Source organism: Nostoc sp. FACHB-280 (assembly GCF_014697615.1).
In the GTDB taxonomy this organism is placed as follows: domain Bacteria; phylum Cyanobacteriota; class Cyanobacteriia; order Cyanobacteriales; family Nostocaceae; genus Nostoc_B.
The window spans coordinates 137,751-152,994 of the sequence record NZ_JACJSD010000015.1; the positions used below are offsets into that span (position 1 = coordinate 137,751).

General features: G+C 41.7%; 10 protein-coding genes. 2 read left to right on the plus strand and 8 right to left on the minus strand.

The features are described from left to right. Nucleotides 1–33: 33 nt before the first annotated feature. The 6 genes from hpsL to H6G75_RS33525 form a co-directional block, all read right to left on the minus strand. Nucleotides 34–1,692, minus strand: coding sequence for a hormogonium polysaccharide biosynthesis protein HpsL (hpsL, locus tag H6G75_RS13555; RefSeq protein ID WP_190980574.1), 1,659 nt, complete (start codon nucleotides 1,690–1,692; stop codon nucleotides 34–36). A 317-nt stretch (nucleotides 1,693–2,009) separates the two neighbouring features. Continuing rightward, nucleotides 2,010–4,676: a DUF3769 domain-containing protein gene (locus H6G75_RS13560; RefSeq protein WP_190980575.1), complete on the minus strand. Its 2,667-nt coding sequence runs from the start codon at nucleotides 4,674–4,676 to the stop codon at nucleotides 2,010–2,012. A gap of 388 nt (nucleotides 4,677–5,064) precedes the next feature. Continuing rightward, nucleotides 5,065–5,181 carry a photosystem II reaction center protein I gene (locus H6G75_RS13565; protein ID WP_015114068.1) on the minus strand — a complete coding sequence of 39 codons (117 nt, stop codon included), beginning with the start codon at nucleotides 5,179–5,181 and terminating at the stop codon, nucleotides 5,065–5,067. Nucleotides 5,182–5,951: 770 nt separating this feature from the next. After that, nucleotides 5,952–8,483, minus strand: coding sequence for a glycogen/starch/alpha-glucan phosphorylase (locus tag H6G75_RS13570; protein ID WP_190980576.1), 2,532 nt, complete (start codon nucleotides 8,481–8,483; stop codon nucleotides 5,952–5,954). A gap of 493 nt (nucleotides 8,484–8,976) precedes the next feature. Then, the gene (locus H6G75_RS13575; RefSeq protein WP_190980577.1) at nucleotides 8,977–9,678 is read right to left on the minus strand and encodes a DapH/DapD/GlmU-related protein; all 702 of its coding nucleotides are present in this window, start codon (nucleotides 9,676–9,678) and stop codon (nucleotides 8,977–8,979) included. Nucleotides 9,679–10,393: 715 nt separating this feature from the next. After that, the gene (locus H6G75_RS33525; RefSeq protein WP_277884091.1) at nucleotides 10,394–10,522 is read right to left on the minus strand and encodes a hypothetical protein; all 129 of its coding nucleotides are present in this window, start codon (nucleotides 10,520–10,522) and stop codon (nucleotides 10,394–10,396) included. Between the two features lie 633 nt (nucleotides 10,523–11,155). Between H6G75_RS33525 and H6G75_RS13580 the strand changes: the two genes are divergently transcribed. Further along, nucleotides 11,156–11,479 (plus strand): hypothetical protein, encoded by a 324-nt coding sequence (locus tag H6G75_RS13580; RefSeq protein ID WP_190980578.1) that lies wholly within the window; start codon nucleotides 11,156–11,158, stop codon nucleotides 11,477–11,479. A 280-nt stretch (nucleotides 11,480–11,759) separates the two neighbouring features. Further along, complete coding sequence (glgP, locus tag H6G75_RS13585; protein WP_190980579.1) at nucleotides 11,760–14,324, plus strand: alpha-glucan family phosphorylase; 2,565 nt, start codon at nucleotides 11,760–11,762, stop codon at nucleotides 14,322–14,324. A gap of 46 nt (nucleotides 14,325–14,370) precedes the next feature. Here the strand turns inward: glgP and H6G75_RS13590 are convergent, their stop codons facing one another. Next, nucleotides 14,371–15,117 (minus strand): DUF429 domain-containing protein, encoded by a 747-nt coding sequence (locus H6G75_RS13590; protein ID WP_190980580.1) that lies wholly within the window; start codon nucleotides 15,115–15,117, stop codon nucleotides 14,371–14,373. Between the two features lie 26 nt (nucleotides 15,118–15,143). Beyond that, entirely contained in the window at nucleotides 15,144–15,233 is a 90-nt protein-coding gene (locus H6G75_RS13595) for a hypothetical protein (protein WP_397331879.1), read from the minus strand. Nucleotides 15,234–15,244: the final 11 nt, after the last annotated feature.

Consider the following 15,244-nt stretch of genomic DNA (forward strand, 5'->3'; position numbering starts at 1 on the left):
GATATTTGTTGATTTTTAGATAATTTGACTCAATTAAAACTTGATTTGTAGACGTTTTTTCTTGTTGGTGTTTTCAGGATCAGCATCTTCTTTTTCTTGTTTATCCAGTGTGGGTAATTTAAATAGTATTCCCGCCACAAACCAGTAATACACAGCTACCGGATCAACATCTAAAGGATAGTAGTAGGTGTTATAACTAATAAACAATATAAACACCCACATCGATGCTCCGTAACTGCGGAAATTACGGTTTTTTAAGGAACGATAAGTTTTAAACCCTGTAAATGTTAGGACATTAACTAAAGCGAAAAAACCCAACACACCAAAAATCCCAACTTCATATAAAACCTTGGGATAGTATGTCTCCACTAACTTAGTTTCACCCAAAGCACGCGCCGAGTTAGTCGCTCGACCTAAACCGCTACCTATGGGGGTATCTACGTTTTTCCAGTTCTCCTCAAATTGCTGAATGATAAAATCTTGGGGTGGAGAAGCATTCCAACGGACTAAAAAACTATCCAGTCGTTCTTGCACTACTACTGGGTTAGTCACAACTGCAATTCCCAAAATTACCGCTAGTCCTACCCCAATAGGAATAAACCTTTTTAAGTTAGCAATTTGACCAGTCAGCAATAGCAGCATGACAAAGCAAGTCGGTACTAAAGCTAAAGCAATTCTTTGTCCCGAAATTACTGCATTAACAAAGATTAAAGCTAAAGAACCTAAACTTGTTAACCGCCACAAAATTGACGGGTCGGAAAAGCCTGTGGCAAAGGCAAAAAAGGTACTAGAAATTAAAAACCATGCCCATTGCCAAGGCGCAACAAATGTTCCAGGTAGGCGAATAATTCCTTGGCTGGGACTATAAACTAAGGCTCCACCAAAATAACATCGGGCATCAAGTGTAGCTTTAAATAAAGCCGCACCATCTAAATTTCTTGTACCTTCACAAACGCCAACGACTAATAGGATGTATTGCAGCAGACCCAGCGCACAGCAAATGATGATCAGAACAATTTGTAAGCGGGTTATCTTCAGAAAATCTTTTTTATCACGAATGAGATAATAAGCGCAGGTAATTAAAGGCACATAACCTAAAAATACTTTTAAACCTAAAATTCCTAAGCCGATGGGTATTTCTTTAACAGGTGTTTTGAATAAACCTACAGGTGGGGGGTTAAGTTGCTGTCCACCATTAATAAATACCAGAGTTAGTAAACTGGAAGCTAAGACAAAATACAAAGGAATTTGAATAGCCTTGGGGATAATGAATGGCAGTTTTTGTTGGCGGCAAACTTGCCAAAGTGCGATCGCGGCTGGGATGTAAAATGAATCTTTAGCCAATTGCAGAACCGGACTATTACCAATGTAATAGGTAATGGTTCCGCCAAAGGGGACGTATACGAGAAAGCCAATTAAAGCCTGACGGGGATATTTATAAGAAAAAGACATAACAATTACCCCCAAAACAGCGGGTAATGCGGCCTTAATGCCAGCGGCTAAAAACAACAAAAAACCTAAAAATAACCCAATAGATAAGGATTTAGTCAGCAAATCCATAAATTCTTTGCGGGCTTTTGTCGCTTGACGCTTTTGGGCTAACCTTTCTTGGAGGCTAAGAGTCGGTGCGTCCTTTTTCAGCTGCTTTTTTGAATTTTTTGATTTCTGGGCTTTTGATTTTACTTTTGCCATAGCAGCGCCTTAGCCTGTTAGCCTTTGTATAAAAAGTGCCGATTACTGATTCGGGAATATAAGTTTTCCAGTGCTTTTTTTTGGTTGATGATGGCTAATTACTGAATCCCGAAAGCTAAAACCCGATAATAACATAGATAAAGCTGGTGTCTAATGAGACGCAAGAACTTGCTGATACTAAGTTGTAGTAAGTCCTAAAGTCGTATTTCCTCAAAATCAATTATCCAATGTGTTGACTCAGCAAGACCTCTATCTCCCTTGTCTCCCTTGGCTTCTTTGTCCCTGAATGATGAGATATTTTTTTAGAGTCCCCAAGATTATTCTTGGCGCACACCTCCAACCACAGGTGTAACTTGGTTAGTCGAAAATGGATCTGTACCACCAGTCCAATTAAAGTCACTAATGCGAATACTGAAGCCGCCTAATTCTAAGACAGGATTGTAGCGTAGGGTAATACCATAGGTGCGGCGGCTATATTCCAAAACATAGTCTGTACTGGTTTCTCTGCCTGTATCCAAGTTAATTGAGGTTTGAAAACCAATCCGAATGGGGCCATAAATTTGTTGCACAATTCCCGCGCTCAAGACTTGGTTATCAACAAATCTGTCAAACAAAAAAGGTGATAATCCGCTAGTTAAACCTCTGGAGTAACTGATATTAAAGCCTGTGTAATCAAAAAAAGGACGGGAAAAATGGCCAATTTGTCCTTGTAAGCCCACTGAACCAATGAGATTTGTTTGGTCATCTCCACTGGTGTAATAAGTACTAGTACCTCTGATACTAGCTACCGCTTGTATATAAGGAACTACAGGTCTAGGTGTATAACGCAATCCGGCGGTAGCTGTGGGGGCTAATGGTTTTCCTTGCCAGAGAAATACACCAGTGCTGAGAGCGGCGCTGGCTTGTAGACGACCTAAAGAAACGCGATCAATTGTTTGGCCAATGTTGGTGCCAAATAGGTCTTGACGATCGCTATTGGCAGTAATATATTGTGCGCTTGCTTGATAGTCGAGATTAATACCACTTTTCCCTAGGGGAATAATCGGTGAGGTAACAACAGCACCCAAATTACTTTGAACAGTTTGAAAGCCAAGAGAACCGTTATACAAGCGATCGCGATAACTATATTCCACATTTAAAATATGGGGATTGCGATCGCCTAATTCTCTTCGCAGTCGCAAACTCGCCCGCAAATTTGAGTCTAGTTGGCTCACATCAAAACTAGTTAATTCACCAGAACCGCGCAGTGTGGTTTTTGGGTCTAAAACGGAATTCAGTTTACTTCTCACACCAAACAAAGATGCCGGATTTTCTACCCCTGACTGAATAGCTTCCTGCACAAAAAACTGTGGTGTAATTGTCCAACGTGTTGTTTCGGTATTAACTGGTGTAAAACTTCGTTCCAAATATAAACCACCACGGTCATCGCCATCATAGCCAGGTGAAACAATTGCCGGAGTTACTTCTTGTTCTCGGCGGTCAATGGTTTGGCTATCTACAGGGATGGGTAAACTCAGACCTTGATCAAATACCAAACGCTGACGCTCTGTTTTAATGCGGTCAATTAATGGGGCTTGGCGTGTCAGTGTAACTTTATTTGCCCGTAACTCTAGTTCGGGAGGTGAAAATGGGTCATTGGTAATTCGCACATCCCTAGCTTGCCAACCCCGTGGATAAAAATCGATGTGTCTGGCTTCAAATCGCAGTCGCTTAACTTGTCCACCTTGTTGTGGTGTTGGCAAATTACTAGCACCACGACCACCGACAACCACATTCACTTCGCCGGGACTTCGGACATTAGTGAGGGGTTGATTGGCACGAATGCGATCGCTTGGTGGTCTGAGTTGTAAACCACCGGGGGTATTCTCAGCAGGTAAAAAGCCCAAATCTGTAGAGGATGTGGGGATATATATTTCGCCTCTGCCATTTTCTAATTCCCCACTGTCTTGCAAAAAGTTATAAGTAAAACGTTGACCACGTAATACTTGATCACCTCTGGTCAAGGCAACATTTCCTTCCCCAACCGCAATTAAATTGGCTAAATTCACTTGCAGGCGATCGGCATCTACTACAGCCCCGTCAAACCGCACTACGACATTACCTTCCGCCGTCACAATTCGCCGTTGCTCATCATACTCCTGCCGATCTGAAATTACTTCCACAATTCTTTCTCTGACTACTGGTGTGGTTGTCTGTGATGGCTGTTGGGGCGTGGGAGAAGTTGTGCTTGGGGGAGTTGGTTGGCTGGGCGATTTAAATTCTATATTGGTCGGGGTATTCGATTGGCTAGTGAGGTTGCGAGATTTAAACTCAATAATATTTTGGACTGGCTGAGTATTAGGTATATAATCGCTAAATTTTCCCGAAAGATTAATAGTTTTTGGTTGCTGTGGCTGTGCTGTTGTTGTGTGTTGTGATGCTGGTGGAGTAACTTGTTCAGCAACGACTTTTGCTGCTGGGGGAAATTGCTGAACAGGTGACTGTGAGGTGATTTTTTCAGCAACGACTTTTGCGGGTGCGGGGAATTTTGCTTCCGCTACGGTCTGGGAGACTGGTTCAGTGACAAATTTTGCGGGTGCGGGGAATTGCTGAACAGATGCACTAGTTTGTGATGGATTTTCACCAATTAGATTCACTGACTGAACGCCATAACCAATGCTGAGAGGTTGTCCTAAACTTGTAGCACTTCTGGCGGGAGAAAATTGCGACAGTGCTGGGGGTAAAGTTTCTGGTGTATGGGGAGTGGGTAGAGTTTTTGTCTTGACTAAATTATCTGAAGTTGATGCGATCGGTACTAATTGAGGCGGTAGATTTTTAGTATCAGCAATTTTGACAGTTTGCGGTTTTTCAGCAGTGTTTTGGGTATCACTAGCTGGTTCTACAAAAGCATGAGTTTGGGTCTTGTCAATTGATGACAGCGAATTTGTAGATTTGATCGGTTCAATAACAGGAGGCGGCGCAGGCGGCAGAACTGGATGAAGCATATCTGGGCAAAATTAACCTAACAAATAGCCGACGAGTAGCCGGAAAGATGAGAACACCTGTGTCTTCCGACTTTTGCTTTCTGCCTACGTGCAGCAAGCTGCTAAAAAGAGGAAATCGCACTGTCTAGGACACTGCTAGAAAACGCCTTCCTACTAGGTAGCAACTTTGCGATCGCCTAATAAATAGTATATTTTAATACTATTACTTTAGTAATAACCCAGTTACTGTGAAGGGAAACTCCGTGTTAGCCAATGGCTGCGGATTTTCCCTGTGTAGCAACTGCTAATCGGTATTTAAACGTAAAGCTTTCCTGTAGGATAGCGAGCAATTGTCCGTGACTTTGGGTGTTTTCCACCTTCCGGCAGTCGCGGATAATTTGTCTTGTACTTACTCTAAATCCCGACGGCCGGGGTTACGAGCAGGATCATTTGACAAGAATCCGAAGACAAAGATAGTCACAAAGAAGGCAACAACAATATAAACAGCGATTTTTAAAGTCAGCATAGAAATATCTCCAAAGGGGGTCGGAAAAAGCTTCTCTCGGTATCTGCTATGCAGAAAAGATAGCTCCTTTATCTTACCCAAATCTTGTCTCGTTTTGAGCGCAATCTATTGAGGGAGAGGGCTATGTTATGACTACCCAATAGAGTATGGCACAAGTTTCGCTATTATCTCATGCTGTGGGTTGTTTTATAGCAGAAGGCAGGAGGCAGGAGGCAGAAGGCAGGAGGTAAAAGTTTTATTATTCCTGGTATTCAGGCTTTCATCATCTCCTAATATGTCTGACTACCGCTCTATGTAGCAGGTGATAGGTGACAGGTTCCAGAGTTAAATAAAAGTCTGTTGTTGTCGTTTACATTTACTAATGTCCTAAGCAACCTAGATACATACTGCTATGAGTAGATGCCAATAAGATGTAGTTGTTGACTGGCTAATGTTGTGACGTTAATTAATGCCAGAGGTTTCCTGAAATTTTAGGGTGTAGGGGTGTGAGGGTGTGGGGTGTAGGTGTTCAGCACTCTTACACCCCTAGAGTGTGTTTTCAAACTCTGTGATCCCCCCAACCCCCCTTTTTAAGGTGAGCTAAGAAACTCTTAAAGTCCACGGCAGATGCTTCAAGTCGGGAAACCCGCCCAACGCACTGTCTCCCCTTTTTAAGGGGGATTTAGGGGGATCTAAAAAGTTAGGAGGCAAAATTAATAGTTTGAAAACACGCCCTACACCCCTATACCCTTACACCCGCCTCAACCAAAAACCGAATTTATCTGATTTGATCAGTTCACTTTCAAACCAGCCCTAGCTTGAATATATTCTGCTAGTTCGATTTTCACGGGTACAGCATTCCAAATTTCTTGGCAATATTCTTTAATGGCTCGGTCAGAAGAGAATTTACCCATCCTAGCTGCATTGAGAATTGACATTTTTGTCCAGTGTTCTTGGTCACGGTAAGCATGATTTACCTGATCTTGACAGTCAATGTAAGACTGGTAATCGGCAAACAGCAGATAAGGATCGTGGTACAACAGTGAGTCTACTAATGGCCGGAACAGATTAGTATCACCATGCGAGAAGAATCCTGAACTGATTAGGTCAATTACTTCTTTAAGTTGGTGATTGTTATGGTAATAATCCCAAGGGTTATAGCCTCTGGATTTTAATTCATATACTTGTTCGGTTGTCAATCCAAACAAAAAGAAGTTTTCTGCGCCTACTTCTTCCCGGATTTCGATGTTAGCGCCATCAAGTGTGCCGATAGTTAGTGCGCCATTCATGGCAAATTTCATATTGCCAGTCCCGGAAGCTTCTTTGCCAGCCGTAGAGATTTGTTCGGAAAGGTCAGCGGCTGGGTAAACTCGTTGACCAAACCTAACATTGTAATCAGGTAAGAATACTACTTTTAGGCGATCGCGCATATCGGGATCATTATTAATCACATCCCCAACGGAGTTGATGAGTTTAATGATTAATTTCGCCATGAAATACCCAGGAGCAGCTTTTCCACCAAAAATAAAGGTGCGGGGTGTAATTTCCAGATTGGGATTGTCTTTGAGGCGTTTATAAAGGGTGATGATGTGCAGCACATTCAGGTGTTGGCGCTTGTACTCATGCAGCCGCTTCACTTGCACATCAAACAGAGATGCAGGATTGACTTCAATCCCGTGGTTTTCCTTAATATAATTTGCCAAATAAGTCTTAATATCTTGCTTGGTTTGTCGCCATTCATGACGAAACTCAGCATCTTCCACAAAAGCTTCGAGTTGCTTTAAATCTTCTAAATGGCTAATCCAATCTGTGCCAATTTTACGAGTAATCAAGTTAGCCAGGAGGGGATTACTGACGACTATCCAACGGCGGGGTGTGACACCATTGGTTTTGTTGGTGAATTTCTCTGGCCAAAATTCGTAAAAGTCACGCAAAACATCTTGTTTGAGTAACTCTGTATGTAAGGCGGCGACACCGTTAATTGCATGGGAACCAACACTGGCTAAATGTGCCATGCGGACATATTTTTCCCCACTTTCATCAATCAATGATAACCGCGCTAGGCGATCGCCATCATCGGGATATTTAGCACGCACTTGACCGAGAAAACGTTGGTTAATTTCATAGATAATTTGCAGATGTCTTGGCAGTAAGTGACTGAATAATTTTAAAGGCCACTTTTCTAAAGCCTCTGGTAACAAGGTGTGATTGGTGTAGCCAAAAGTATTTTGGGTAATTTGCCAAGCTTGATCCCACTCTAGTTCATACTCATCTACCAATAGCCGCATCAATTCTGCCACACCAATTGATGGGTGAGTGTCATTGAGTTGCACAGCAAACGACTGATGAAAAGTCTCTATGGTTTCGCCTTTTTGCAAGTGCAGCCGAATCATATCTTGCAGAGAACAAGACACAAAGAAATATTGTTGTTCTAGGCGCAGTTCCTTACCTTGCACCAAATCATCGTTAGGATAGAGAACTTTGGTAATATTCTCGGAAACTACCTTTTTGTTGACAGCACCGTAATAGTTACCATCATTAAATGCCTTAAATTCAAAAGATTCCGGCGCTTCGGCTTTCCACAACCGTAAGGTATTCGCCGTGTTGACGCGATAACCTAATATGGGCGTATCGTAGGGAACACCTTTGACCACTTTATCGGGAATCCAACGCACCCGATAACGGCATTTTTCATCGTAATAGCCTTCGGTGCGACCACCAAACTTGACTTCGATGGTTTCTTCTAAACGGGGAATTTCCCAGGGGTTGCCTAAATGCAGCCATTTATCTGTGATTTCGACTTGCCAACCATCCCGAATTTCTTGGTCAAAGATACCAAATTCGTAGCGAATTCCATAACCAATGGCGGGAATTTCGAGAGTTGACAAAGAGTCCATATAACAAGCAGCCAGACGACCTAGACCACCATTTCCTAGTCCTGGTTCTTCTTCAATTTCGCGCAGTTGCACAAAATCTAGCCCGGTTTCTTCCACGGTTTGGCGGACTAAATCATAAATGCCCAAGTTGATTAAGTTATTGCTTAAGTGCGGCCCCAAGAGAAACTCTGCTGAGAGATAACTGACAACTTTGACACCTTTTTTTGTATAGGCTTCCGTAGTTTTGAACCAGCGTTGCAACATGCGATCGCGCACGGTGTAAGCCAAAGCCATATAATAATCATTGGGCGTGGCTGTACCAGGATATTTACCTTGGATGTAAAAAAGATTATCAGCTAGGGCGCGTTTGATAGTTTCTTTACTTAATCCAGTGCGATCGTCTTCAAATTCACACTGAAATATTGGAGCTTGCTCAAATGTCGTCATAATTATTTCCTATCAAGAATAGAGAGTAGACAAGAGCGAAATCACCACTTCTCACACCTAAGTCATCACAGTTGGTTTCATACTTTTAGTTGCTTCAGCCACAGTAATGAAACAAGCAAGTACTTATTAGGTATCAAGGTGATGTGCGATGTGATTTTTCTCTAGCTGACTCAATAAACTCTGAGGATTGCACCTTAAGTACCTGTACCGAAAAGTTTTACTACTATGGGAGAACATCGATAAAGCCAATGCGAACACCCTGTTTATGACTAAAACTTTCATTAACAGGGTTGGTATAACTTAAGTCATGATTATTCTATGACTTGGTTTCTTGAAAGGAAAAAAAGACACAATTTTCTTTAGATACGGTGGTAACAGGAGGCAGGGGAGCAGGGAGCGGGGAGCAAAGGGGGATAATATTAATATTTCTTCAATTCCCTCTGCATCCTTGCTTCTGGCCTTATTTCTGCCCCCTTCCCCTGCACCCTTGCGCTTAACAGCTTACCCCTGTTTCGGATAATTGCTGATTCATCCGATTTTTGACGACTTTTGCAGGTACGCCCACAGCCACGGAGAATGGCGGAATATCTTTAGTAACGACTGCACCTGCACCAATAACGCTACCTTGACCAATAGTTACGCCATCTAATACTGTGACTCCATGTCCCAACCAACAATCATCTTCAATTACAATTCCTTTGCGTGTAATGCCTTGGTCTTTAATTGGCTCTAAGGGATTTGTAAAGTTGTGATTGTTAGCATATATGCCGGAGTGGGCTGCAATCATACAGTGTTTGCCAATGGTAATATCTCCTGGCCCGGCAATACATACATGCGGGCCAATAAAAGTTTCTTCATCAATATAAATAGATGTGTTGTCTAAACAACCAATATCAACATTGCGTTCAATAGCTACACCATGACTTATATGAATTTTATTATTGGAATGTCCTTGAGCATCAATTCTCACTCCTTTAAAGATATGCGCTTTTTGACCAATAGCGATGCAATTTGTCCCTAAAAATTCCACACCGTTTTGAATATAAACTGAACTGTCTAACTGAGCAAAGATAGTGCGATACAACCAATTGCGGAGTTTTGTACCGAGAGCGATGGTTGGGATATCAGCTAATAATGTTGTGAGTATTACTTCCTTGAAACGTTGAATTTTAGCGGCGTGGCTTTGGTTACTCATGGCTATATTTTTCTGGGAGAGTGTTCTGTGAATGAAGTGAAATATAAATTGTGGATAGCGCAATTTATCTGAAATTAAGCAAAAACTGAATTAGTGAGTCTTGAGCTACATCTTGTCAAAACATCGGAAAATAAATTGCAGGATAAAAATGTATTTGATGAAGGCTAATCTCGTTTTATCGATAGGCGATCGCTTGAGACTTTCTATCTCTTCATCAAGTACTTTTAGCAACAAAATATTGCATTTAGTATCAAGATTAATCTCAGAGGGTGTTTGAAAATTCCTATGCTTGGTAGCAAAACATTTTAGATCCCCCTAAATCCCCTTAAAAAGGGGGGGTTTGATTCATTTCCTCCCTTGAAAAGGGGGGTTAGGGGGGATCAACAAGTGCTTAAAATCACAGCCAATTACTTTTCAAACAACCTCTCAGTCAGATACTAATGCTGCTGCTAATTTTTCCAGCAAATTACAGATGGCAATATCAACTATTTAACTATTTGATAGTTGAAATAAATTGATAGTTTTAACATCAAGTTGCTCTATGCAGTTTTTTTAAATATGTTCAATGACCTAATTAAACAATGACAAATTCTTGCAATAACAATATATATGTGATTGTTGAAGCTCAAAATCTTCTGCGGACTGTTTACCAATCACAAGATAATTGCTGCTAGTTGTCTGGTTATTTTTAAGTCAATTAAAAATAAATTTTTAATTAAGGTGGAGTATCACCAACTTCAGCCATCACATTAAAGTTTACCATCGGTGCAAACAAGTATGCGCTTCCCCGACTGCAATGACGACTTTCTTGCAATAAATTTCTAGAGTATGCCGCTACGCTCATTCTGCACACGGATGATTTACAACTTAACCAAGTCACGATTTCATTTAGATGGGTGGCTTTTCATAACAGTTGCCTCCCAGAATAACACATTTTATTTTTGATGGATCACTCCCAAGTCGGAAGTTTTTAACAATATAATTGATTTCCTAAAGTTGGTAGTTTAAACAACATTTATTTCATCCCCACCAACAAGATTACAAATCTTAGATTCGTAATTTAAAATACATTAAAATAATCTAAAAAAACTTTGAATCAAGCAGACAAATTTGGGTATCTCTCTTCCTTGTCTACCCTGTCTCCCTTGTCTTTGTTGGTCACATATAAAAAGAGACTGCTATAGATTTATACTCAGCAATCAGCACTTATTTCAAGACAGTTCCGATTAGCCGAATTATTTCTTGCTTTTCCTTCATACAGAAACTTTCGGCACGAAACCGGATAGACATATAACCATAATTGCCAAATTTGTAAATCACCCAATCAGGTGAACCATCTGGACGATGTGTTTAGGATATCTCCTATTATAAATTGTGAAGTCTAGAGAAAATCAACGCTCTGAGAAGGAATCCTCACAAGAAAACCAAATTTACAGACTAAGCTCCTTTAAATTAACTCTTACACTTGGTTGAAATTATGGTTGAAATTAAACAAATCGTCCAGCAAGCTTTTAGAACTGGTTATTTGAGTATCGCCGATCGCAACCAGATACAAACTCTACTGCGACGAGATTATGACTCAGAAGACTTGGACGCTTTTATCATTTTGCAACGAGCGATCTCCTCTGGTGAAGTGATGCAGGAATCAAAACCTCGTCCCAAAACTTCTGCCACACACCACAAGGATAGCGCATCTAATATCAAACTTGCTTATAAGATGGCAGCAGAGTTGGCTTATGCGGCGGCGCAACGTCTCACTATGCCAAAAAAACCGCAAGATCAGCCTTCTTTGGGCAGTTGAATATGACGAATAGACATTACCCTCTCTGTTCTAGGTGGGAATGGAGAGTTTTGATGTCAATAGCGCCTCAATTATTAAATTTTCCTTATTAATTCAGACAATCCAGCAGAACATCAAAAAGGAACAATCCGCTTGGGGCAAGGTTCTGCACTGACTTTCGGCTCAGTTTTTAATACTTAACAAAGTCATCTGTACTTTACAAACACAGTATAAAGAATTGGCAGCATTAGATAAACAAGGTAAACAATAACCATAGCTGAACTTGGAGAGTTGCTAACCTATGCAGCCAATTCGCACATTCAATGTTTCCCCGTCACTACCGCCGCGCCTGGAACCACTGCGGCGGTTAGCATATAATTTGCATTGGGACTGGAATGTTGAAACTAAAGATTTATTTCGCCGTTTAGATAGAGACTTATGGGAATCTAGCCATCACAACCCAGTGTTGATGCTGGGTACTATCTCCCAAGCACGGCTGTTGGAGGTAGTAGAGGATGATGGGTTTTTAGCACAAATGGATCGTGCGGCTCGTCAGTTAGATGATTATCTCCAAGAAGGAACTTGGTATCAGAAACAACGCGCTCAAAAGCCAAAGGAATGTTATGCCTATTTTTCGGCAGAGTTTGGCTTGGTTGACTGTTTACCTGTTTATTCTGGTGGCTTGGGGGTTCTGGCTGGTGATCATTTAAAATCTGCCAGCGACTTAGGGCTACCATTGGTAGGTGTCGGCTTGCTTTATCAACAAGGGTATTTTGCTCAATACCTCAACGCTGATGGCTGGCAACAAGAACGCTACCCCATCAATGATTTTTATAATATGCCCTTGCATTTAGAACGCAATCCCGACGGTTCTGAGTTGCAAATTGCGGTTGATTATCCGGGACGCAAGGTATACGCCAGAGTTTGGCGGGTACAGGTGGGGATGGTGCCTTTGTACATGTTAGACACCAACATCGAACCCAATAATCAATATGATCACGACATTACAGATCAACTGTATGGCGGTGATATTGATATGCGTATCCACCAAGAAATCATGTTGGGGATCGGTGGTGTACGGATGCTGAAAGCTTTGGGTTATGATGTCACTGCCTACCACATGAATGAAGGCCATGCGGCTTTCTCGGCATTAGAGCGCATCCGCATCTTAATTCAAGAAGAAGGTTTGAGCTATGCCCAAGCCAAACAGGTAGTAATGTCTAGCAACATCTTTACCACACACACGCCTGTACCTGCGGGAATTGATTTATTCCCTCCCGATAAAATTCTGTATTATCTGGGCTACTATGCAGATATCTTTGGTTTGCCCAAAGAACAGTTTTTAGGCTTAGGCAGAGAAAATACAGGGGATTTATCCGGGCCTTTCAGTATGGCGGTGCTGGCGTTGAAAATGGCGACATTTTCTAATGGGGTGGCGCAGTTGCATGGTGTGGTGTCGCGGCAGATGTTCCAAGGTTTGTGGAAAAAAGTCCCCGTCGAGGAAGTGCCAATTACCGCCATTACCAACGGTGTTCACGCTCGCAGTTGTGTGGCAAAATCAACCCAAGAGTTGTACGATCGCTACTTAGGGCCAAACTGGTCATCAGTACCACCAGATAACCAACTGTGGGAACGGATGGAAGCAATTCCCGATGAAGAGTTGTGGCGCAATCACGAACGCTGCCGTTTGGATATGGTACTGTATGTGCGGGATCATCTGGTCAAACATTTGCGCGATCGCGGCGCTTCCCCTTCCGAAATTGCCCAAGCCCAAGAAGTATTAGATCCCTACGTTTTAACAATTGGTTTTGCCCGTCGGTTTGCAACTTATAAACGCGCTACCCTGTGGATGCGTGATTTAGAACGCATTCAACGCATTTTACTTGGTGATAAAAACCGCAAAGTTCAATTTGTAATTGCTGGTAAAGCCCACCCCAAAGATATCCCAGGTAAAGAACTAATTCGTGAAATCAATCATTTTATCCGCGAACATCATTTAGAAAAACAAGTTGTTTTTGTCCCTAACTACGATATTCATATATCTCGGTTAATGGTGGCTGGTTGCGATATCTGGTTGAATACACCACGTCGTCCCAGGGAAGCTTCGGGAACTAGCGGAATGAAAGCCGCAATGAATGGCTTACCTAATTTAAGTGTTTTAGATGGTTGGTGGGATGAAGCTGATTATGTCCGCACCGGTTGGGCGATAGGACATGGGGAAAATTACGACGATCCCAATTATCAAGATGAGGTAGAAGCTAACGCCCTCTACGATTTGTTAGAGAAAGAAGTTGTGCCTCTATTTTATGACCACCGCGACGAAGATGGTTTACCCCGGCGTTGGGTAGCCAAAATGAAAGATGCGATTCGCTTGAACTGTCCTTTCTTTAATACAGCGCGGATGGTACGGGATTATGCTCAACAAGCTTATTTCCACGCCAGCGATCGCTATCATACTTTGGTGACTGATAATTATGCCCCAGCCAAAGAACTAGCCGCTTGGAAAGCTAAACTCAGCGACCACTGGTTTAACATCAAAATTAAAGATATTGATGTATCTGTAGGTTCTGATATTAAAGTTGAGCAAAAGGTGGCTGTGAAAGCCAAAGTTGATTTAGCTACTTTGAGTAATGATGATATCCAAGTAGAGTTATATCAAGGTGCGATCGATGCCAACGGTGAAATCGTGAATGCGGTTCCGGTTGTCATGGATTACCAAGGTCAAGATGACCAAGGCTTGAGTCTCTACACTGCCGATATTGTTTATACCACCTCTGGTTTTCAAGGCTTATCCTTGCGCGTATTACCCAAACACCCACACCTTTCTAATGCTTATGAACCAAGATTGATTGCTTGGGCGGAGTAAAAGTGAAAAGTAAAAAGGTAAAAGTCTTTTTTTTACTTTTGCCTTTTTACTTTTGCCTTTTATTTGGGATAACAATGTAACCTGTGGTGCGATCGCCTAATACTAAGTTACGTTGTTCTCCCCAATACCACCAGTGTGCAGCCACATAAGCACAGATTAAACTATCTAGTTTATCTTCAATAGCTTTGAGGGTTGCACCTGTGGAAGGTAAAAGGAAAAAGTCAAAAGGAAAAAGATGAGATTGTGGTGCTTTAAGACTAGGTTCGAGAATAGGTAAAACTTCGAGAATATATTGATAAAGTTTGATTAATTCTAAGCGACGCTCGCTGATGCGTCCTTTTTTATATTTAAGAATGCGTTCTAAATTAAATAAATGCACAATCGCAGGGTGCGGAAAAACTTCTATTTGATATCTACCAGGTGTTTTGGCTGCTATCGTTGGTGCATGGGCAAAACCACGGGATTCTAATTCTAAGCCAAAGTTAATTGTCCGCTCGGCAAACGGTAAATTTTGATTGGCGGGATAGCAGCCGGCGTGATATTTGCCAAAGTATTTATGAGTCAGTTTATCGGGGAGACGGCTACCTGTAGGGTTAGGAATCAAAGTCGGTGCATCAACCGCAATGATGGCTGGTGCTTCTGGTTGTACCCAGGTATCTATCCAAGTTAAAATGTCAGCGATCGCATCTTGGCGATCTAAATCTAGTAATTGTAATTGTCCATCGATTAATTCTAAACAGCACAAGCCACTTGGTTGTGATTTCCAACCTAAATCAATCCCAATAAATTTCATGGCTCTCCCAGACTAGATATGTTAAATTAACAACAGAAATACCAATTTAGTAAAACCCTTCTTCTAAAATTATTAAAGTTAGTTAAGCCATAAGCCCTGCGTTTAATGAGCTTAATCTTCTGATTAA